This is a genomic window from Micromonospora sp. ALFpr18c (assembly GCF_008868155.1).
GTDB lineage: Bacteria > Actinomycetota > Actinomycetes > Mycobacteriales > Micromonosporaceae > Micromonospora.
In genome coordinates this window covers 1-20,733 of record NZ_WBKR01000114.1, presented here as the reverse complement: position 1 = coordinate 20,733, position 20,733 = coordinate 1, and the positions used below count along the sequence as shown (strand labels likewise).

The window sequence follows — 20,733 nt, the reverse complement described above, 5'->3', positions numbered from 1 at the left end:
CGCGACCAGCGGCAACCCACACACCATCCCTCAACCCACACCCCTACAACTCCATCTCCTCGAACTCCTCGACATCGACCCACTCGAGTGGTGTTGACAATCAGCCACGTGCGGAATGCAGGGCTAGCCCCGGTGATCGTTCGGCGTCCCGTCGCGCCGACCGGGTGTGGCCGGATCACGCGTACCGGGCGGCCGCGACCGACCAGTCGTAGGTGGCGCGGACCCAGTCCCGCCGGGAGGTCAGCGCCGCCTGGATGTCGTCGCCACCGCTCGCCCGCAGCGCCTCCTCCGCCAGCTGATACGCCGCCAGCCCCTGGTTGAACCGGTCCGCCGCCGCCTGTAACGCGTCCGCCTCGCCCGCGCCGGTCTCCTGGGCGATCACGGTCACCAGGTTGTGCACATCCGGGGCGGCCCGGCTCTCCTTGCCGTAGGAGAAGACGTCGTTGCACCAGCAGACCAGGTCCACCGCCAGCAGGTCCAGGGTGGCCAGCGCCGGGTCGGCGCACCCGGCGGGCCCGAGCGGATCCGCCGACGCCAGGTCGGTCAGGGTGAGGCTCGGGTGTACGCCGCCGGTGTGCCGGCGCATCTGCACGTACTCCGCGACCTCGGGCACCCGCCGGCGTTCCCGGTTGGCCGACTCCCAGAGCAGCGCCAGCAGGTACTCCCGGACCTGGCTGACGAACCGCAGCAGCAGGGATGGTCGGCCCTGCGCGCGGATCCGGCGGCACAGGTCGTCCAACGCGACGCCGAGCGGACCCGACCCGGGCGGAAGCTGCCCGGCCGGGTCGCCGCCCCGGTCCAGGACGTCCAGCAGTAGCCCGATGACCGGCGCCAGCCGTGCCGGATCGGCCCCCAGGCCGTCCTCGTCGCAGGCGTCGTCCATGACGAAGAGCCAGGAGATCAGGTCGGTCAGCAGGCGCAGCCCGTCCGCCGGCCCGTCCGGGCAGGCTCGTCCGGCGAGGCCGGCGGGATCCGCCCGCCGAAGTCGATGAAGGCGATGTCTGGAATCGATCAGTCCTAACGCGTGCACCCAGTCGACGCTCTCGCTCGCCACCTGGTCTGTTGCCTCATGGCGCTTCACGGGAAACGGGGGTTCCCGCAGCGCCAAAATCGCGAAACTCCGCACAGCGGCCCCCCACTCGTGCCGCCCGGCGCAGGACGGCGCGGTGAAGCGTACGGGAATAGGAATAGGCCCGCGTCGCTCGGTGGGGAAGTAGCTGAATGGTTATCTGTGACCGTTTAAGCACAGAACGCTACATGCCCAGGTTGGCGACACGCAGCTGCCGCGCGGACGCCGCCGACCCGTCCAGCTGCACCCGGGCCACCCGCTGCCGGCCGGACAGGAACAGGGCCAGCTCGGCCGGCGCGCCGACCACCCGCAGCCGGTCGCCGCCCCGGCCGACGGAGACCTCCCCGTGCCCGGGCGCCTGCACGTAGAGGTCCGCCGGAAAGCGGCGCAGCACGAGCCGGGCCATCGGCGCGACGCGCTTCCACAGGGCGGCCTGCAGTCCGGTGGCCAGGTCGCGGGGCTGCCACCCGGGGCTGGCCCGCCGCACGTCCTCGTGGTGGATGAAGAACTCCATCGTGTTGGCCAGCTCGTCGGTCAGCGGATTGCTCACCGGGCTCCACGCCGGTGGCCGGCGCACCTGCGCCACCAGCTCGGGGTACGGCTGGGCGGCGAGGCGACGGCGCACCCGTTCCGCGTACCCGCGCAGTGGTGGCAGCACGATCCCGCCGGCCGCGTCCGGCCGGCGCTCCCGCAGGACGAGGTGCGCGGCGAGGTCACGGGTGGCCCAGCCCTCGTTGATCGTCGGCGCGTCGGGCCCGAGGGCCAGGAGGAGATCGGCCAGCGCCTGGCGCTCGGCTCGGGCGTACCGCGACATGGCCCGATCGTAGGCCCGGCCGGCCGCCGCCGCGCGACGGCGGGCGCGGGTCACCGCGGCCACCGCGCCGCCGTCCGGTACGTGACGGTCGACATATCCGGTCCGGGTCGGCGGTGCTGGCCCGCAGCGGTAAGGATGAGGGAGATAATTGTGGCTTACGGCGGGGGAGAGCGTGGCGAGTACGACAAGTCGGGACGTGCTGGGCCGGGGGCTGCGGGTGCTCGGGCAGGCCATCCGGGAGCAGCCACGGATCTTCGCGGTCGCGGTGCTCGGGAGTGTGCTGTTCGGCGCGATGGTCATCGTCAGCGCGTACGTGGTCGGCGGGGTCGTCGGTGAGGTGGTGGTGCCGTCCATCGCCCGCGGCCAGGTGGGCACCGGCACCCTGGCGCTGGCCGCTACCGCGCTGTTCGGGATCAGCGTGCTGCGCGTGGCGGGCATCTTCGGTCGCCGGCTCGGCGCCGGCTACATGCAGTACCGCCTGCAGGCCGCCTACCGCCGCCGGGTCACCCGCCGCTACCTGGACCTGCCGGTGGCCTGGCACCACCGCAACTCCACCGGCACGCTGCTGTCCAACGCCAACTCCGACGTGGAGGCGGCCTGGTATCCGATCGCGCCGCTGCCGTTCGCCGTCGGCACGCTGGTGATGCTGATCGGCGCGATCGTCTCGCTGTTCGCCACCGACTGGGCCCTCGCCCTGGTCGGCCTCGCGGTCTTCCCGGCGCTGTTCGCGCTCAACGTGGTCTACTCCCGCCGGATGGCGCCCCGCCAGGCCCGGGCGCAGCGGCTGCGCGCCGAGGTCAGCGGCATCGCGCACGAGAGCTTCGACGGCGCCCTGGTGGTCAAGACGATGGGCCGGGAGGCGCAGGAGACGGCCCGGTTCGCCGGCCGCGCCGGTGAGCTGCGCGACTCGCTGATCGCCGTCGGTCGGCTGCGGGGTGTCTTCGACCCCATGCTGGAGACGCTGCCGAGTCTCGGCACCCTCGCCGTGCTGGTGGTCGGGGCGTTCCGGCTGCGCCAGGGCGCGATCAGCGTCACCGAGCTGGTCAGCGTGGCCTTCCTCTTCACCGTGCTGGCCTTCCCGGTGCGGGCCATCGGCTGGGTCCTGGCCGAGCTGCCGCGCAGCGTCGCCGGCTGGGACCGGGTGCGCCGGGTGCTCGACGCCACCGGCGAGATGCCGTACGGGCAGCGCGTGCTCGACCCGGCCACCTCCGGCCCGGCCACCCTCACCTTCACCGACGTGCACTTCTCGTATCCGGCGGCCGAGGCGCACCAACCCGGCGCGCAGGTGCTCGGAGAGGTCGGCTTCACCGTGCCGGCCGGGCGGACGGTGGCCCTGGTCGGGCCGACCGGCGCCGGTAAGTCGACCATCACGTCCCTGGCGGTACGCCTCGTCGACCCCGACTCCGGCACCGTCGAGCTGGACGGGGTGGACGTGCGGGAGCTGACCGCCGCGTCGCTGACCGGCACGGTGGCCCTGGTCGCGCAGGTGCCGTTCGTCTTCGACGACACGGTCCGCGCCAACATCGCCCTGGACCGGCCGGGCATCGACGACGAGGACGTCTGGGCGGCCCTGCGGCTGGCCGAGGCGGACGGGTTCGTCGCGGCACTGCCCGACGGGCTGGACACCATGGTCGGTGAGCGGGGCACCTCACTCTCCGGCGGGCAACGGCAGCGGCTCACCCTGGCCCGCGCGCTGGCCGGTCGACCGCGACTGCTGGTGCTCGACGACGCGACCAGCGCCGTCGACCCCCGGGTGGAGGCGGCCATCCTCGCCGGGCTGCGCTCCTCGGCGGGCGCGCCGGGGGTGCCGGCCGCGTCGATCCTGGTCGTCGCGTACCGGCGGGCCACGATCGCCCTCGCCGACGAGGTGATCTACGTGGAGCAGGGGCGGGTGCTCGCCCGGGGTACGCACTCCGACCTGCTGGCCACCGTGCCCGGCTACGCCGACCTGGTCACCGCCTACGAGCAGGCCGAGGTGGACCGAGCGCAGGAACGCGCGTACGACGACGAGGTGGCGCCGCTCCCGTCGGGCCTGGAGATCGAGGTGGACCGGTGAGCGCGAGGAGTGCAGCGAAGCGGAGCCCCGCAGTCGCGAACGAGAGGCAAGACCGGTGAGCGCGAGGAGTGCAGCGAAGCGGAGCCCCGCAGTCGCGAACGAGAGGCAAGACCGGTGAGCGCCAGCGTGCGGAACGACGAACGGGACGAGCGGGCCGAGACGACGTGGCAGACGCTGCGCCGCGGTCTGGCGCTGTCGCCGGAGCTGCGGACCGGGCTGGCCGGCACGTTGGCCCTGGCGCTGGTGTACATGGTCGGGCGGGTAGCCGTGCCGGTCGCCGTGCAGCAGGGCATCGACCGGGGCATCGTCGGCGGCCTGAACCTGGACGTGGTCTGGTCGGTGGTGGCGATCACCGCGGTGATCCTCACGGTCACGACCCTCTGCGGGTACCTGATGATGCGCCGGCTGTTCACCGTCAGTGAGACGGCGCTGGCCAACGTGCGTACCCGGGCGTTCCGGCACGTGCACGACCTGTCGATGCTGCACCAGCAGTCGGAGCGGCGCGGGTCGCTGGTGTCCCGGGTGACCAGCGACGTCGACCAGATCACCCAGTTCCTTCAGTGGGGTGGGGTGATCCTGCTGGTCAACCTCGGTCAGCTGGTGGTCACCACCGCCGTCATGCTGGCGTACTCCTGGCAGTTGACCCTGGTGGTGCTGGCCGCGTTCCTGCCGGCGGTGTTCGTCATCCGGCAGTTGCAGCGCCGTCTGGGCGCGGCGTACGCGACGGTGCGTCAGCGCACCGGCACGCTGCTCGGCGCGATCGGCGAGAGTGTGGTCGGCGCGCCGGTGATCCGGGCGTACGGCATCGCGGGGCGCACCGCCCGGCGGCTGGACGAGGCCATCGACGGTCAGCGCACGGCGCAGCAGCGGGCGATCCGGATCAGCATCGTGGGCAGCTCGGTTGGTGAGCTGGCCGCCGGGGTGGCGCTGGCCGGTGTGGTGGTGCTCGGGGTGACGCTGGGCGTGGACGGCACGTTGTCGATCGGCCAGCTGACCGCGTTCCTGTTTCTGGTGACGCTCTTCATCCAGCCGGTGCAGATCGCCACCGAGGTGCTCAACGAGGCGCAGAACGCGATTGCGGGCTGGCGTCGGGTGCTGGACGTGCTGGACGTCGCCCCGGACGTGGCCGACCCGGGGGAGCAGGGACGCGACCTGCCGGGCGGGCCGCTGGACATCCGCTTCTCGGGGGTGCGGTTCGCGTACCCCGGTGGTCCGCCGGTGTTGCACGACATCGACCTGGACATCCCGGCGAAGAGCCGGGTGGCGGTGGTTGGTGAGACCGGCAGCGGCAAGACCACCTTCGCCAAGTTGCTCACCCGCTTGATGGACCCGTCGGCGGGCGCGGTGCTGCTGTCCGGTGTGCCGCTGTCGGAGGTCCGCTTCGACTCGCTGCGCTCCCGGGTGGTGATGGTGCCGCAGGACGGGTTCCTCCTCGACGCGACGGTGGGGGACAACGTCCGCTTCGCCCGTCCGGAGCTGACCGACGAGCAGCTCGGCGCCGCCTTCACCGCGCTGGGTCTGTCGGACTGGCTGGCCGGTCTGCCGGCGGGCCTGGACACGCCCGTCGGCGAGCGGGGTGAGGCGCTCAGCGTCGGGGAGCGGCAGTTGGTCGCGTTGGCCCGGGCGTACGTCGCCGACCCGGACCTGTTGGTCCTGGACGAGGCGACCAGCGCGGTGGACCCGGCGACGGAGGTGCGTCTGCAACGCACCCTGGACGCGGTCACCCGGGGTCGGACGACCCTCGCCATCGCGCATCGGCTCTCCACGGCGCAGGCCGCCGACGAGGTGATCGTGGTGGATCGGGGGCGGGTGGTGCAGCGTGGCCCGCACGACGAGCTGGTCCGTGACGCCGACTCGGTCTACGGCCTGCTCTTCGCCTCCTGGCTGGAGCAGACCCGGTAACGAAATGTCGGTGTGGTGGACGACGACGGACGGGTGCTCTACGCTCCGGGTTAGGTAAGCCTAACCTTCGAAGGAGGTCGCGCATGCGGCCCAGCCCCGCCGAGATCGTTCGTACCCTCGTCGCCGGTCGGCTGCCCGGCCTCGTGCACCTGGCCCACCGGCCCGGCCCGCACCACGCCCGGCACGTCACCGACCCGGACGGTCGGGTGCTGTTGCTGGTGCCGGTGGCCAGTCATCTGGCCGCCGCGCTGCGCCCGGCCGCCGGAGGCTCCGACGTCGCGGTGGTGCTCGACGTGCTCGACCTGCCGCCCGCCGCCGGCGCGCCCGGGCTGGGCCGGGCCTGGGTCTCCGGGTGGGCCGCCGAGCTGTGCGGGGACGAGGCCCGCCGCGCGGCCGTCGACTTCGCCGCCGTGGACCCCACCGGTGACCTGCTCGACGTGGGCACCCGGTTCCGGCTGTACCGCTTCGAGGTGGTCGAGGTCCGCTGGGAACGCGCCGGCGCGGTGCGGCGCATCGACCCCGGGGAGTACGCCGAGGCCGAGCCGGACCCGGTGCACCCGGTCGAGGCGCGGCTGCTGGCCGACCTCGCCGAGCGCGACGCCACCCAGGTGACCGCGTACCTGCGCCGGCAGCTCGGATTGACCGAGCAGACCCCGGACGGGCCGCCCCGGGTGGTGCGCGTCGACCGCTACGGGCTGGTGGTCGCCCTCGGCCGCCCCGGCGCCCGCCGCCGGGTGCGGCTGGCCTTCCCCGGTCCGGTGGCCGACCCCGACGAGCTGACCCGGCTGCTGCCGCCGCTGCGCCGCCCGGCGAGCGTCCCACCGCCGCGCTGACCGGTGCCGCCCGACGGCGGTCTAGGTCGGCAGCGGCCCGGTGAGGTAGCGCTGGATGGTGGGGCCGATCGCGGCGGCCAGGGCCTCCGGGTCGGCGGACGCGACCGGTTCCAGCCGGATCACGTGCCGCATCATGGCCAGGCCGATCATCTGGGTGGCCACCAGGGAACCGCGCAGCGGCAGTTCGGCGGGCGCGACGTCGAGCTGTTCGAGCACCCGGCGCAACACCTGCGTGGTGATGAACTCGCGCAGCAGCCGTGCCGTCCACTCGTTGCTCACCGCCGAGCGCAGCAGCGCCACCCCGGCGCTGCCGGCCGGCGAGTCCCAGACGCCGAGGAAGATGCGCACCATGCGCTCGCCGACGCCGTCCCGGTCGCCGGCGAGCACCCTCGGCACCAGCTGACCGGGGTCGACCGGGAAGTTCATCGCGGTCAGGAAGAGCTGGTCCTTGTTGCCGAAGTAGTGGTGCACCAGCGCCGGGTCGACGCCCGCCGCGGCGGCGATGGCGCGGATCGAGGCGGCGTCGAAGCCACGCTCGGCGAAGGCCGCCCGCGCCGCGTCGAGGATCGCCTCCCGGGTGCCCGGATTGCCGGGTCGCCGGCCGGTCCGCCGCGTCATCGCCACCGCTCGTCCCTTTCGCTGAGGCCGCCGGTCAGCCGCTGCGCCGGCGCAGGGTGGCCGCCGCGAGCACCAGCGCCAGCACCACCGAGCCGAACACCACCACCACGTCGCGCCACATCCGGCCGGTCGGCTCGGTGTGGGCGCCGACCTCCTGCAACGCCTCGATGGCGTACGACAGGGGGAAGGCGTCACTGAGCGCCTGGAGCCAGCCGGCCATCTGGTCGCGGGCCACGAACAGCCCGCACAGCAGCAGCTGGGGGATCACCACGACCGGCAGGAACTGTACTGCCTGGAACTCGGTGCGGGCGAAGGCGCTGCAGAACAACCCGAGGGCGACACCGAGCACCGCGTCGAGGACCGCGATCCCGATCACCAGGGCACCGCTGCCGGCGGTCTGGAGATCGAAGACCCAGTACGCGACGGCGGCGGCGACCGCGGCCTGTACGGCGGCGGCCGCACCGAACGCGATGCCGTAGCCGAAGAGCAGGTCGAGCTTGCCCAGCGGGGTCGTGAGCAGCCGCTCCAGCGTGCCGGAGGTGCGCTCGCGGAGCATGGCGATGCTGGTCACCAGGAACATGATCACAAAGGGGAAGATGCCGAGCATCACCAACGCGATCCGGTCGAACGTCGACGGCTGACCGGGTGGGGTCGGCTGGTCGGCGTACATGAAGTAGACCAGGGTGAGCAGGACGGTCGGCACCGCGACCAGCAGCGCGATGGTGCGCCGGTCGTGCCGGAGCTGGCGCAGGATGCGCCCGGTGGTGGCCGCCAGGATGCGCGCGCTCATGAGGCTCCTCCGGTGTGTGCCGCGCCGGCGCGGATCAGGCGCAGGAACGCCTCGTCGAGGTCGTCCACGCCGGCCGCCGCGCGGATCGCGGCCGGGCTGTCGTCGGCGATCAGCCGTCCCTCGCGGATCAACAGCAGGCGGTCGCAGCGGGCCGCCTCGTCCATCACGTGACTGGACACCAGCAGCGTGGTGCCGGCCGCCGCCATGGCGTGGAACCGGGCCCACAGGTCGGCCCGCAGCACCGGGTCCTGACCGACGGTCGGCTCGTCGAGGATGACCAGCTCCGGGTCGCCGACCAACGCGCAGGCCAGCGAGGCGCGGCTGCGCTGACCACCGGAGAGGGTGGCGACCAGTTGGCCGGCCGCCTGCGCCAGCCCCACGTCGCTGATCGCCCGGTCGGCCTCGGCGCGCCCCCGCCCGTACAGGGCCGCGAAGTAGCGGGCGTTCTCCCGCACGGTCAGGTCGGCGTACACGCTCGGCGCCTGCGTGAGGTAGCCCACCTGGTGGCGCAGCGCGGGAGCGCCGGCGGGCTGACCCAGGACGGTGATCGTCCCGCTGGTGACCACCTGCACGCCGACCACCGCGCGCATGAACGTCGTCTTGCCGCTGCCGCTGGGGCCGAGCAGCCCGGTGACGGCTCCACGGGCGACCGTGCAGCTGATGCCGTCCAGCACCCGCCGTCCGCCCCGGTCGACGACCAGGTCGCGGACGGCTATCGCATCGCCCATCACACACCTCCGAGAAAACTCATCGACTGATGAACTCAACGCTAGATGAGATGCCGTCCCCGGCGCAACGCCCGAACCTCGGTCACCTGGGCGGCCCCGTCGCGAGGGGCGGGACAACGGGCAGTAGCCTTCGGACCGGACACCGGGTCCGCCATCGGGCATTGCGCCCTGATCGGACGTACGGCACGATGGCGCGGTGGGTCACGCTCCGTTACCGGACAGCGGTTTTCTTGAAGACTGGGCCGCGCGGCTGCGGCAGGCCGCCGAACGACCGGTCGTCGGCATCCTCCTGCGCGGCAGTCACGCCCGCCGGGCCGCCACCGCGCACAGCGACGTCGACCTCGACGTGCTGGTCGGCGGCGCCCCGTACGCCGCCCGACGGGCGTACCTGGCCGAATCCGCCGGCCGGCTGACCCACGTGTCGGTGGCCGCCCGGGACGTCCGCTCCTGGGTGCATCGGCTCGGTGAGCCGGCCGACTGGGCGTTCGGGCTGCCGGTCACCGCGCCCGCCCGGCTGCTCTGGGCCGACCCGCACTGGCGGCCCCGGATCGACCTGCCGGTGCTCTGCCAGCCCGCCGAACCACCCCGGCTGGAGGAGATGATCGCCGCCCTGGGCAAGGCCGCCGCCGCCCGGGCGGCCGACGACCGGCTCGGCGTCCGACTCGCCGTCGCCGACCTGGCCCGGCTCTGCCCGTCGGTGCTGCGCCCGGCCAACCCGTCGGTGCGGGTGTCCTCCCGCCGGGCGGCCTTCGCGGCGGCCCTGGACCTGCCGGTCGCCCCGGCCGGCTACCGGGAGGACATGCTGCTCTGCCTCGGTCTGCGCCCGGGCTCCACCGGGCAACTCTGGGTCGCCGCAGTGCGGCTGGTCGCCGGCACGCTGCCGCTGATCCGCCCGTACGCCGAGGTGATCGCCGAGGCCGCCGGCACCGACCTGGCCGACGCCCTGGTCGACGGGCGGCTGGACCGCTACGTCGCCCAGTTGGCCCGGCCCGCCGGCCCCCGACCGGTAACCGGACGGGAGCGGTCGCCGGTCCCCGCCCCGCGTGCGGGACAATGGGTCACTGTGCCCGTACCTGACGCGCCGGTGACCGGCGTCCCCAGCGAACCGAGCGGCCCGGCGGCGTCCACGCCGGCCCGTCCGTCCCGGCTCGACCCGGCCATCGCGGCCCGGCTGCGCCGCACCGCCGACGGCCTGGTCGCCGCCGTGGTCCGCGCGCACGACTCCGGTGAGGTGCTGATGGTCGCCTGGATGGACGACGAGGCGCTGCACCGCACCCTCACCACCGGCCGGGCCACCTACTGGTCGCGCAGCCGGCGCGAGTACTGGGTCAAGGGCGCCACCTCCGGGCACCACCAGTACGTCCGCTCGGTCGCCCTGGACTGCGACGGCGACGCGCTGCTGGTCAGCGTGGACCAGGTCGGCGCCGCCTGCCACACCGGCCACCGGACGTGCTTCTTCACCGAACTGCCGGTGACGGGGACGGGGGCACGGCCGTGACCGACGGCGCGGTGAGCCCCGACCTGACCACCTTCACCGAGCTGGCCGCGCGCTGGCGGGTCGTGCCGGTCACCCGGCGGCTGCTGGCCGACGCGGAGACCCCGGTCGGGGTCTACCGCAAGCTGGCCGGTGGACCCGGGACGTTCCTGCTGGAGTCGGCCGAACAGGGCGTCGGCTCGGCCGGCATGGCCTGGTCGCGGTACTCGTTCATCGGGGTCCGCAGCAGCGCCACCCTCGTCGAGCGGGACGGCGTGGCGACGTGGCTCGGCCAGCCGCCGGCCGGGCTGCCGACCGAGGGCAACCCGGTACGGGTGCTCCGGGAGACCGTCGCGGCGCTCGCCGGCCCGGTCGGCGACCCCTCCGACGGGCTGCCGCCGCTGACCGGTGGCATGGTCGGCTACCTCGGCTACGACCTGGTCCGCTGCTTCGAGCGGCTGCCCGCGCTGACCGAGGACGACCTGGGCGTGCCGGAGCTGGGCATGATGCTCGCCACCGACCTGGTGGTGCTCGACCACTACGACGGCTCGGCGATCCTGGTCGCCAACGCGCTGCTGCCACCGCTGGACGCCCCGGACCGGGTCGCGCAGGTCACCGCCGCGTACCACCACGCGGTGGGTCGGCTGGACGCGATGAGCACCGCGCTGTCCCGGCCCATCCCGCCGATGATCTCCACGGTCGAGCGTCCGCCGGCCGGCGACGTGCTCTGCCGTACGCCCGACGGCGGCTACCCGAAGGCGGTGGAGGCCGCCAAGGAGGCGATCCGGGCCGGCGAGTGCTTCCAGATCGTGCTGTCGCAGCGCTTCGAGCGGGCCACCCACGCCGACCCGCTGGACGTCTACCGGGTGCTCCGCACCAGCAACCCCAGCCCGTACATGTACCTGCTGCGCTTCGACGGCTTCGACATCGTCGGCTCGTCACCGGAGGCGCACCTGAAGGTCACCGCCGGCGCGGACGGGCAGCGTCGGGCACTGCTGCATCCGATCGCGGGCACCCGCCCGCGCGGCGACACGCAGGCGGCCGACGCGGCGCTGGCCGCCGAGCTGCTCGCCGACCCGAAGGAGCGGGCCGAGCACGTGATGCTGGTCGACCTGGGCCGCAACGATCTGGGCCGGGTGTGTCAGCCGGGCAGCGTGCAGGTGCCCGAGTTCGCGACCATCGAGCGGTACAGCCACGTGATGCACATCGTCTCCACCGTGACCGGCACGCTGCGTGACGACCAGAGCGCGTTCGACGCGCTCGCCGCGACCTTCCCGGCGGGCACGCTCTCCGGCGCGCCGAAGGTGCGGGCCATGGAGATCATCGAGGAGTTGGAGCCGGTGCGCCGTGGCCTGTACGGCGGCACGGTCGGCTACTTCGGGTTCGGCGGCGACCTGGACATGGCGATCGCCATCCGGACGGCACTGATCCGCGACGGCCGCGCCTACGTGCAGGCCGGCGCGGGGGTGGTCGCCGACTCGGACCCGGCCGCCGAGGACCAGGAGACGCGGAACAAGGCCGCCGCCGTGCTGGCGGCGATCGCCGCGGCCGAGACGTTGCGGCCGGCCCGATGACGGTCGAGCGGGCCGTGGTGGGTCGGCGCGAGTTGACGTACGCCCTGTTGCTCTGCGTGGCCGGCGCGGGCCTGGCGCTCTGGGCGACGACCCGGACCTGGTCTCTGGAGCTGACCGTGCGGCCGGCGCCGCTACCGCCGGTGCGCGCCGCGCGCAGCGGCGCCGCCCTGCTGCCGTGGCTTCCGGCGCTGGCCCTGGTCACGCTGGCCGGCGGCGGCGCGCTGCTGGCGACCCGGGGTCGGGTGCGGCGCCTGCTCGGCGTGCTGGTCGGTGTGCTCGGGCTGGCCGTGGCGGCCGGCGGCGGGTACGGCCTGGTCGCTGACCTCGACGGCGTGGTGAGCCGGCAGTGGCCGGCGCTGTGCCTGCTCGGCGGGCTGTTGGCCGCCGTGGGCGGCGGGTGGACGGCGTGGCGGGGCGACGGGTGGCCGGCGATGGGCGCCCGGTACGAGCGGCCGGCGCGCACCGTCACGGAGAGTGCGTCGCCGGCGGTCGGCCCGGCGGGATCGTCCGCTCCGCTGGCCGGGCGGCGGACCACCGAGGCGTGGGACGCGCTGGACCGGGGCGAGGACCCGACGGCGGGCTGATCCGCCCGCCGGCTGCCTGCGCCCCGGCCGCCTGCGACCCGGCGTCAGCCGACGGGTTGACGGTCCCGCGGCGACCGGCGGGCGGCGACGCGCGCGGCGGTCAGCTCGGCGACCAGGCGGTCCAGTTCGGCGCGCTGGTCGGCGCGGGCCCGGTCGGCGCACACCGCCTCCCAGGCGTTGCCGCGTGCGGTGCGCATCCGCCCCTCGCCGACGACGGCCCGTTCCAACGTGTGTACGACGCCAACGGCCAGCGACGCCACGGTCCGCGAGATGGTGGTCAGCCCGATGCTCGGGGTCGGCTCGGCAATGCTCATGGTCACCTCGCACGAGGAGTTGGCGACGGTTGGGCAGGCGCGCCATCGAGTCTGCCCGAGGACGATGCTGACCGGCTGACGTTTCGCCGGGGTGACCGCCCGGTCAACTGTCCCGCCCCGGCCGCGACCAGGGACCGGCCGTTCGGCCTTGAGCTTGCTCACACGATCGACATGCGTCACTGTCGCCGAGCGGCGATCCAGGGTCGGTGGCATGATCGATGGGTCAGCCCGGTTCGACCGGGAACGCCGGGCTCCCGTCGCGTGATGGCGGTCGATACCGAAGGTGGCGCAGCGTGACATCCCGTTCACGGCAAGTCGGCCATTATGCCGCAGCCGTTTTCGTGAGCAGCGCCATACCCCCGGCATCCGGCGTCGGCCGCCTGCCCCTAGCATCGGCCCATGACACCCGGAGAGGGGAGTCCGTTGGTGACTGCTGAGCATGCGCACGCGGAGGGGGACGAGGCCGGTCAGGCAGCGTCCGTAAGCGTGCTCGACGAGATCCTGGCCGGCGTGCGCGAGGACGTCGCCCGGCGCCAGGAGCAGGTTCCGCTGGAGCGGATCCGTGAACTGGCCGCGGCGGCGGCGCCGCCGCTGGACGCGTACGCGGCGCTGCGCAAGCCCGGCGTCGCGGTGATCGCCGAGGTGAAGCGCTCCTCGCCGTCCAAGGGCCGGCTGGCCGAGATCGCCGACCCGGCCGACCTCGCCGTCGACTACGCGGCCGGCGGGGCGCGGGCGATCAGCGTGCTCACCGAGGGGCGCTGGTTCGGCGGCTCGCTGGACGACCTGGCGGCCGTCCGGGCCGCGGTCACCGTGCCGGTGCTGCGTAAGGACTTCGTCGTCTCCAGCTACCAGGTGCACGAGGCGCGCGCGCACGGTGCCGACCTGGTCCTGCTGATCGTCGCCGCCCTCGAGCAGAACGTCCTGATGGGCCTGCTGGAGCGGATCGAGTCGCTGGGCATGACCGCACTGGTCGAGGTCCACGACGAGGAGGAGGCCGACCGGGCCCTGGAGGCCGGCGCGCAGGTGATCGGGGTCAACGCCCGTGACCTGCGTACCCTGGAGGTCGACCGGTCGGTGTTCGAGCGGATCGCGCCCGGCCTGCCCAGCAGCGTCGTCAAGATCGCCGAATCCGGCGTTCGTGGCCCGCACGACCTGATCCGGTACGCCTCCGCGGGCGCTGACGCGGTCCTCGTCGGCGAGGGCCTGGTCACCCAGAAGAGCCCCCGCGAGGCGGTCGCCGAGCTGGTCAACGCCGGCAACCACCCGGCAACGCCCCGGCCGGTGCGCTGACCCCGCGCCGGTGTGACGCCCCACCGAGAGGATTTCCGATGAGCGCCGACGCGCTGGCCCCGGTGGCCGGCCCGCAGCCCGACTCCGCCGGCCACTTCGGTCGCTTCGGCGGCCGGTTCGTTCCCGAGGCCCTGGTGGCCGCGCTGGACGAGCTCGACGGGGCGTGGCGTACGGCGATGGCGGACGAGTCCTTCCGGGCCGAGTTCGGCGCGCTGCTGCGCGACTACGCGGGCACACCGTCGCTGCTCTACGAGGCCCGGCGGTTCTCCGCGAAGGTCGGTGCCCGGGTGCTGCTCAAGCGCGAGGACCTCAACCACACCGGCGCGCACAAGGTGCGCAACGTCCTCGGTCAGGCGCTGCTCACCAAGCGGATGGGCAAGACCCGGGTGATCGCCGAGACCGGCGCCGGCCAGCACGGCGTGGCCACCGCGACCGCTGCCGCCCTGTTCGACCTGGAGTGCGTGGTCTACATGGGCCAGGTCGACACCGAGCGGCAGGCCCTCAACGTGGCCCGGATGCGGATGCTCGGCGCCACCGTCGTCCCGGTCACCAACGGCTCGCGCACCCTCAAGGACGCGATGAACGAGGCGATGCGCGACTGGGTGGCCAACGTCGACGAGACGCACTACCTGATCGGCACCGCCGCCGGGCCGCACCCCTTCCCGGCGATGGTCCGGGACTTCGTCCGTGGCATCGGTGACGAGGCCCGCCAGCAGTGCCTCGACCTCACCGGCGGGCTGCCCGACGCGGTCACCGCCTGCGTCGGTGGTGGCTCCAACGCGCTCGGCATCTTCCACGCGTTCGTGGGCGACGAGGCCGTGCGGCTGTACGGCTTCGAGGCCGGCGGTGACGGTGTCGCGACCGGCCGGCACGCGGCCAGCATCACCGGCGGATCCGCCGGCGTGCTGCACGGCACCCGCACGTACGTGTTGCAGGACGCCGACGGGCAGACCCTGGAGTCACACTCGATCTCTGCCGGCCTGGACTACCCGGGGGTCGGGCCCGAGCACGCCTGGCTGCACGACAGCGGCCGGGCCACCTACCTGCCGGTCACCGACGACGAGGCGATGGCCGCGTTCGAGCTGCTCTGCCGTACCGAGGGGATCATCCCGGCGATCGAGAGCGCGCACGCGCTCGCCGGCACCGTGGCCCTGGCGCCGAAGCTCGCCGCCGAGCTGGGTCGGGAGCCCACCATCGTGGTCAACCTCTCCGGGCGGGGCGACAAGGACGTGCACACGGCCGGCGACTACTTCGGCATCCTCGACAAGGAGCGGTGAGATGAGCCGGATCGGGGTGGCCTTCGACAAGGCCCGGGCCGACGGGCGGGCGTTGCTGGTCGGCTGTATGCCGGCCGGGTTCCCCACCGTCGAGGGCAGCATCGCGGCGATGACCGCGATGGTCGAGGCCGGCGTGGACGTCATCGAGGTGGAGATCCCCTACTCGGACCCGGTGATGGACGGGCCGGTCATCCAGAAGGCCAGCGACATCGCGCTGGCCGGGGGCGTACGCACCGCGGACACGATGCGCGTCGTCGAGGCGGTCGCGGCCACCGGCGCGCCGGTGGTCACCATGACCTACTGGAACCCGGTGGAGCGCTACGGCGTGGACGTGTTCGCCCGCGACCTCGCCTCCGCCGGTGGCACCGGCCTGATCACCCCGGACCTCATCCCGGACGAGGCCGACGAGTGGCTGGCCGCCTCGGACGCGCACGGTCTGGACCGCACGTTCCTGGTCTCGCCGTCGTCCACCGACGCCCGGCTCGCGATGACGGTGGGGCACTGCCGTGGGTTCGTCTACGCGACCGCGGTGATGGGGGTGACCGGCGCCCGGGCGCGTACCTCCGACGCCGCGCCGACGTTGGTCTCCCGGACCCGCGCGGTCACCGACCTGCCGGTCGGCGTCGGCCTGGGTGTGGGCACCGGCGCGCAGGCCGGCACCGTGGCCGGGTACGCCGACGGCGTGATCGTGGGCAGCGCCCTCGTCCGGTGTGTGCTCGACGCGTCCTCCGAGGCCGAGGGGCTGGCCGCGCTGCGCACCCTGAGCGCCGAGCTGGCCGAGGGCGTCCGCAACCCCGTCCGCTGAGCCGGTTCCGCCGACGGCTGTGGCGCTCGTCTGCGGGTGCCGGGACATGAGTGATGCCGGTGAGTCATCAATATGACTCACCGGCATCACTCAATTGCACGCGACCGGGCCGGTGCGGGGTGCACCGGGAGCGACGGCGGGCCTTCGGGGAGATGTCGGCGCTGTCACGGTCGCAGGGACGGATCCACTGCCTCGCCGCGCTGCTCCGGTGGCTGCCCCGCGCCGGCCCGCACGCCAGACCCCATGCCAGATCCCATGCCAGACCCCATGCCGGGCCCCATGCCGGGCCCCATGCCGGGCCCCATGCCGGGCCCCGCGCCGGACTGCACGCCGGGCCGCTCGTCCTGGCCGGTCTCGGGCCGCCTGTCCTGGTCCGCCGCCGACCACCCCTCCTCGGCGGCGAGGGCCGGTGGCGGGGCCTCGACGGTGCCGGGTGCCCAGGAGACGTCGCGCAGGACGCCGGAACGGCCGGCGAGCGCGTCGGTGACGGCGGCCCGGGTGAGCGGGGTGACCGCCTCGGGCAGCGCGACGGGTGCGTGCCAGGACAGCCGGCAGCCCGGTGGCGGATCGGCGGCGGGTCGGTCACCGGCCGCACGCGCCCGGAACACGTGCACCAGGACATCCGGCAGCGGCCCGGCCCGCCCCGCCGGCGCGCCAACCGTGCCCGGCCCGGCCAGGTGGTAGACACCGACCAGGTCGGCCAGTTCGATCTCCCAGCCGGTCTCCGCACGGATGTCGCGCACCGCCGCCCGCACCGGGCTCTCCGCCGGGCGCAGCCGGCCACCGGGCAACGCGTACCGGCGCTCGCCCCGACCCTGGCGGCAGAGCAGCACCCGCCCGACGTCGTCGGTGACGACCGCGGCGACCGCCCAGGTGAGCGCGCTCATGGACAAAGAGCCTACGGCGGTGCAAACCAGAAGTCACCGGGATGACCGTACGGCGGCCCGGGGTGCCGCTTCGGGGGGGCACAGCGGTAGCGTGTGCACCCGTGACCTACGCCTCGCTGTCCCCCCAGGCAGCCCTGCCCAGTCCCAGCACCGCCGTATGGCAGCTCGGGCCGGTCCCGATCCGGGCGTACGCCCTGTGCATCATCCTCGGCATCATCGCAGCCTGTTGGGTGACCGAGCGTCGGCTGCGCCAGCGCGGTGTCGCTCCCGGCGCGGTGCTCGACATCGCCGTCTGGGCGGTGCCCGCCGGCATCATCGGGGCCCGGATCTACCACGTGATCACCTCCCCGGAGAAGTACTTCGGCGCCGGCGGTGACCCGATCAAGGCGTTCGCCATCTGGGAGGGCGGTCTCGGCATCTGGGGCGCGGTCGCCGGTGGCGCGGTCGGCGCCTGGATCGCGGCCCGGCAGCTCGGTATCCCGTTCGGTGTGGTGGCCGACGCGCTGGCCCCCGGGCTGCCATTGGCGCAGGCGATCGGCCGGTTCGGCAACTGGTTCAACAACGAGTTGTTCGGTGGCCGGACCACCCTGCCGTGGGGTCTGGAGATCCACCGGATGGACCCGGACAATCCCGGGCACGCGTTGCGCGACGACGCCGGCCAGCCGATCCTCGAACCGGGCCTCTACCAGCCGACCTTCCTGTACGAGGCGCTGTGGAACCTCGGCGTGGTCGCCCTGGTCCTCATCCTCGACCGGCGGCTCAAGCTCGGCAAGGGCCGCGCGTTCGCCCTCTACGTGATGGGCTACACCGCAGGCCGTTTCTGGATCGAGCTGATGCGCACCGACGAGGCGAACCAGATCCTCGGCGTCCGCCTCAACGTCTGGACCGCCGCCCTGGTCTTCCTCGGCGCGTTGATCTACTTCGTGCGGGTGCGCGGCCCCCAGGAGTACCTGATCCCGCTCGGCGTGGCGGCGACGCCCACGCCGCCCGCCACGTCCGACCTGTCCCAGGTCGACATCTCCGCGCGGGACGCCTCGGCGCGGGCCGCCGCTCCGGAGGGCTACCGGGTGGTCAGCGAGGAGCAGTACCACGCCTGGCGGGACACCGGCGTCCTGCCGCCCGAGGCCGACGACGATCGGCCCGCCGACGAGGACCGGCCCGCCGACGAGGACCGGCCCGCCGACGAGGACCGGCCCGCCGACGAGGACCGGCCCGCCGTTGATCACCGGCCCGCCGACGATGAGCCGCTCGACGCCGCGGCGGCCGACGACGCGCCGTCGACCGACCAGCCGGTGGACGGTACGCCGGAGACCCGCGGCGACCGGGCCGGCGCCACCGGCGCGCGCCCCGCCGACCGGGACAGCTGAGCGGGGGGGCGGCACCGATGCGAAGCGCGGTGGTGGTCGGCGCCGGAGTCGGTGGCCTCGCGGTCACCAGTGCGCTGGCACGCTCCGGCTGGCAGGTCACCCTGCTCGAGCGGGCCGAACGGGTACGCCCCGAGCCGACCGCCGTGGTGCTCTGGCCCAACGGCGTCCGCGCCCTGCAGGCCCTCGGGCTCGGCGCCGGCCTGGCCGCCATCGCCACCCCGCTGCCCGACGGTGGGGTCCGCCGCCCGGACGGGCACTGGCTGGTGCAGCCCCGACCCACCCCGGCCGACCGGATGCCGGTGGTGGTGCACCGGGAGGACCTGCACGACGCGCTGATCGCCGGGCTCGGCGACCGCGTCGAGCTGCGCACCGGCGTGACCGTGCGGCACGTCCGGGTCGAGCCGGGTCACCGTCCGGCGGTCAGTGACGGGCGGCAGACCATCGAGGCCGACCTGGTGGTCGCCGCAGACGGCACGGACAGCGGCATTCGCCGCCAGCTCGCCCCCGAGTCCCGGGTGGTCAGCTCCGGCTGTGCCGCCTGGCGGGCCGTCATCCCCTGGTACCGGGCGCCCCGGCTGCCCGCCGACCAGCCGGTCGCCGGTGAGGTCCTCGGCGCCGGCTACCGGTTCGTGGCCGCCTCGTTGGGCGAGCGCGGCTCGTCGGGCGGTTCCACCCGGGGCGGCATCTACTGGGTGGCCACCGCCGCCGGAGCGCCCCGGCCGGAGCCGCCGGAGACCCAGCTGGCCCTGCTGCGCCGCTGGTACGCGGGCTGGCCGGAGCCGATCGGCGCGCTGCTCGACGCCACCGACCCCAGTGACCTCGTCCAGCAGGAGGTCCGCGAGCTGCGTCCGTTGCCCCGCGCGTACGGCTTCGGAGTCGGGCCGGGCGGTGTGGTCCTGCTCGGAGACGCGGCGCACGCCATGCCGCCGCACCTCGGGCAGGGCGCCTGCCTCGCCTTCGAGGACGCCGCCACGCTGGCCTCTCTGCTGCGCGAGGCCCGGCTGCCCGACGCCGTGCAGGCGTACGACCGGGTGCGCCGGCCGCGCGCGGCCACGGTGGTCCGGCAGACCCGGCGCATGTCGGCGGTGCTGCAGACCCGTGGACGGCTGGCGTTGCGCGCCCGCGACGCCGCCCTCGGCACGATCAACTCGCGCCTGCTCTCCAGCGCCGCGGCCTCCGCCGCCCAGTGGCGCCCCCCGGCGTGACCCGCTCCCCGGGTCAGATCAGGGCGGCGGGTTCGGCGATGCAGGCGGTGCCGATGCGGCGGAAGCCGACCCGCAGGTAGACCCGGGCGATCTCGTCGCTGCCCGCGGAGAGGAAGACCAGGTCGGTGCCGGCGGCGAGAAGTTCCCGGGCGAGGGTCGCGGTCAACGCGGCGCCCAGACCGCGCCGCCGGGCCGCCGGCAGGGTCGCCACACCGGCGATCTCGGCGACGTCGTCCACCCGCATCGCCATCCCGCTGGCCAGCGCGCCCTCGGCGACCGTGCAGGCCAGCGCCGAGATCCGTCGGCCGTCGGCGATGCGGGTGCGCTCCTCGTCCAGGGCGGCCAACTCCAGTCCGGTGACCGCGGCGTCCCGTTCGGCCGGACCGGCGTCGCCGCGCGCGGTGCCGGCGGCCGCGAACGCCACGGCCGCGACCGCCCGGCGGGCGGCCACGTCGGCGGCGAAGTCGGGCGAGTCGGGCATCAGCACCCGCACCGGTACGTCGGAGAGCGACGCCGGGTCGGGCAGCGCGGCCTCATCGAGCACCATCAGCGGTGCCTCCAGCACGTTCAGCCCCGCCGAGCGGGCCACCGCGAGCAGCTGCGGGGTGGTCTCGTGCACCCATTCGAAGGCTTCCGGCAGGCCCAGTTCCCGTTGCCGTTCGCGGACGGACGTCACGTCGGCCAGCGACGGCGGTTCGCCGGCGTCGAGGCGGGGCCGGGCGTAGAACGGCCATCCGGCGCCGTCACGGACGAACAACACCAGCCCACCATGTTCCTCCGCACCGGCGACGTCGCGGGGCACCGCGTCGTAGAAGCGTTCCAACCGGTCGAAGACGTCCTGATGCAGCGGATCCACCGCGCGAGACTACACGTCCCAGACTCTGGACGGTGTGATCAATCTTGAGTGGCCTTGCGCCCCCAGCCCTAACGTAGACTCAATAGACCCACGGGCCGACGTCGTCCCCACCATGATCCAACCTGAGTGACGACAGGAGGCCCGGTGGCTCAGCCGTACGCGGAATCGACACAGCCGCACCCGCACAGCCCGCAGGCGTCCCTTACGCCCGGCCCCGCCTCGACGCCGGCGAACCGCCGTCGCTGGCCGACGTGACGTCCGTCCGCGAACGGCAACGGGAACTGGGCCTG

Annotated in this window: 19 protein-coding genes and 1 pseudogene; 12 read left to right on the top strand and 8 right to left on the bottom strand. The window is 74.1% G+C overall.

Features of this window, described 5'->3' with window-relative positions; translation table 11 throughout:
* Nucleotides 1–175 precede the first annotated feature (175 nt).
* Entirely contained in the window at nt 176–1,054 is an 879-nt protein-coding gene (locus F8271_RS19830; RefSeq protein ID WP_225854639.1) for a terpene synthase family protein, read from the bottom strand.
* Nucleotides 1,055–1,253: 199 nt separating this feature from the next.
* The gene (locus tag F8271_RS19825) at nt 1,254–1,883 is read right to left on the bottom strand and encodes a TIGR03085 family metal-binding protein (protein WP_151491255.1); all 630 of its coding nucleotides are present in this window, start codon (nt 1,881–1,883) and stop codon (nt 1,254–1,256) included.
* Between the two features lie 172 nt (nt 1,884–2,055).
* Between F8271_RS19825 and F8271_RS19820 the strand changes: the two genes are divergently transcribed.
* The 3 genes from F8271_RS19820 to F8271_RS19810 all read left to right on the top strand — a co-directional run bounded on the left by F8271_RS19820 (nt 2,056) and on the right by F8271_RS19810 (nt 6,674).
* Complete coding sequence (locus tag F8271_RS19820; RefSeq protein ID WP_192580370.1) at nt 2,056–3,939, top strand: ABC transporter ATP-binding protein; 1,884 nt, start codon at nt 2,056–2,058, stop codon at nt 3,937–3,939.
* Between the two features lie 126 nt (nt 3,940–4,065).
* Nucleotides 4,066–5,841, top strand: a complete 1,776-nt coding sequence (locus F8271_RS19815) for an ABC transporter ATP-binding protein (RefSeq protein WP_151491259.1) — start codon at nt 4,066–4,068, stop codon at nt 5,839–5,841.
* An 83-nt stretch (nt 5,842–5,924) separates the two neighbouring features.
* Nucleotides 5,925–6,674 (top strand): DUF2470 domain-containing protein, encoded by a 750-nt coding sequence (locus tag F8271_RS19810; protein ID WP_151491254.1) that lies wholly within the window; start codon nt 5,925–5,927, stop codon nt 6,672–6,674.
* A gap of 21 nt (nt 6,675–6,695) precedes the next feature.
* Here F8271_RS19810 and F8271_RS19805 read toward each other — a convergent pair whose 3' ends face one another.
* Genes F8271_RS19805 through F8271_RS19795 form a run of 3 tightly spaced genes read right to left on the bottom strand, consistent with a single transcriptional unit; the run spans nt 6,696 to nt 8,810 of the window.
* A complete protein-coding gene (locus F8271_RS19805) occupies nt 6,696–7,292 on the bottom strand; it encodes a TetR family transcriptional regulator (RefSeq protein ID WP_151491253.1) in 597 nt (198 codons plus the stop codon).
* Between the two features lie 34 nt (nt 7,293–7,326).
* Complete coding sequence (locus F8271_RS19800; RefSeq protein WP_151491252.1) at nt 7,327–8,082, bottom strand: ABC transporter permease; 756 nt, start codon at nt 8,080–8,082, stop codon at nt 7,327–7,329.
* Entirely contained in the window at nt 8,079–8,810 is a 732-nt protein-coding gene (locus tag F8271_RS19795; RefSeq protein WP_151491251.1) for an ABC transporter ATP-binding protein, read from the bottom strand. Before F8271_RS19795 ends, F8271_RS19800 begins: the two co-directional genes overlap by 4 nt.
* Nucleotides 8,811–9,408: 598 nt before the next feature.
* Here F8271_RS19795 and F8271_RS33280 point away from each other — a divergent pair.
* The 4 genes and pseudogenes from F8271_RS33280 to F8271_RS19780 all read left to right on the top strand — a co-directional run.
* Nucleotides 9,409–9,693, top strand: a pseudogene (locus F8271_RS33280) (phosphoribosyl-AMP cyclohydrolase); the annotation flags it as partial.
* A 180-nt stretch (nt 9,694–9,873) separates the two neighbouring features.
* Nucleotides 9,874–10,308, top strand: coding sequence for a phosphoribosyl-AMP cyclohydrolase (hisI, locus tag F8271_RS33275; RefSeq protein ID WP_151491258.1), 435 nt, complete (start codon nt 9,874–9,876; stop codon nt 10,306–10,308).
* Nucleotides 10,305–11,858 carry an anthranilate synthase component I gene (locus tag F8271_RS19785; RefSeq protein ID WP_151491250.1) on the top strand — a complete coding sequence of 518 codons (1,554 nt, stop codon included), beginning with the start codon at nt 10,305–10,307 and terminating at the stop codon, nt 11,856–11,858. Before hisI ends, F8271_RS19785 begins: the two co-directional genes overlap by 4 nt.
* Nucleotides 11,855–12,442 carry a Trp biosynthesis-associated membrane protein gene (locus tag F8271_RS19780; RefSeq protein WP_151491249.1) on the top strand — a complete coding sequence of 196 codons (588 nt, stop codon included), beginning with the start codon at nt 11,855–11,857 and terminating at the stop codon, nt 12,440–12,442. The genes F8271_RS19785 and F8271_RS19780 overlap by 4 nt, the downstream gene beginning before the upstream one ends.
* Before the next feature lie 44 nt (nt 12,443–12,486).
* Here the strand turns inward: F8271_RS19780 and F8271_RS19775 are convergent, their stop codons facing one another.
* Nucleotides 12,487–12,756 carry a hypothetical protein gene (locus F8271_RS19775; protein ID WP_151491248.1) on the bottom strand — a complete coding sequence of 90 codons (270 nt, stop codon included), beginning with the start codon at nt 12,754–12,756 and terminating at the stop codon, nt 12,487–12,489.
* A gap of 486 nt (nt 12,757–13,242) precedes the next feature.
* Here F8271_RS19775 and trpC point away from each other — a divergent pair, with 486 nt between their 5' ends.
* The 3 genes from trpC to trpA are packed head-to-tail and all read left to right on the top strand — an operon-like array spanning nt 13,243 to nt 16,128.
* The gene (trpC, locus tag F8271_RS19770) at nt 13,243–14,046 is read left to right on the top strand and encodes an indole-3-glycerol phosphate synthase TrpC (RefSeq protein WP_192580371.1); all 804 of its coding nucleotides are present in this window, start codon (nt 13,243–13,245) and stop codon (nt 14,044–14,046) included.
* Nucleotides 14,047–14,084: 38 nt separating this feature from the next.
* Nucleotides 14,085–15,323, top strand: a complete 1,239-nt coding sequence (gene trpB, locus F8271_RS19765; RefSeq protein ID WP_151491246.1) for a tryptophan synthase subunit beta — start codon at nt 14,085–14,087, stop codon at nt 15,321–15,323.
* 1 nt (nt 15,324) lies between these two features.
* Nucleotides 15,325–16,128: a tryptophan synthase subunit alpha gene (trpA, locus tag F8271_RS19760; RefSeq protein WP_151491245.1), complete on the top strand. Its 804-nt coding sequence runs from the start codon at nt 15,325–15,327 to the stop codon at nt 16,126–16,128.
* 164 nt (nt 16,129–16,292) lie between these two features.
* On the opposite strand, the gene F8271_RS33270 is transcribed toward trpA, so the two are convergent.
* Nucleotides 16,293–17,015 carry an NUDIX hydrolase gene (locus F8271_RS33270; protein WP_225854638.1) on the bottom strand — a complete coding sequence of 241 codons (723 nt, stop codon included), beginning with the start codon at nt 17,013–17,015 and terminating at the stop codon, nt 16,293–16,295.
* A 101-nt stretch (nt 17,016–17,116) separates the two neighbouring features.
* On the opposite strand from F8271_RS33270, the gene lgt reads away from it, so the two are divergent.
* On the top strand, nt 17,117–18,382 hold the full coding sequence (gene lgt / locus F8271_RS19750) for a prolipoprotein diacylglyceryl transferase (protein ID WP_151491244.1): 1,266 nt from the start codon (nt 17,117–17,119) through the stop codon (nt 18,380–18,382).
* Between the two features lie 17 nt (nt 18,383–18,399).
* Entirely contained in the window at nt 18,400–19,587 is a 1,188-nt protein-coding gene (locus F8271_RS19745) for an NAD(P)/FAD-dependent oxidoreductase (RefSeq protein WP_151491243.1), read from the top strand.
* Between the two features lie 13 nt (nt 19,588–19,600).
* Here F8271_RS19745 and F8271_RS19740 read toward each other — a convergent pair whose 3' ends face one another.
* Nucleotides 19,601–20,434, bottom strand: coding sequence for a GNAT family N-acetyltransferase (locus F8271_RS19740; RefSeq protein WP_151491257.1), 834 nt, complete (start codon nt 20,432–20,434; stop codon nt 19,601–19,603).
* Nucleotides 20,435–20,733: the final 299 nt, after the last annotated feature.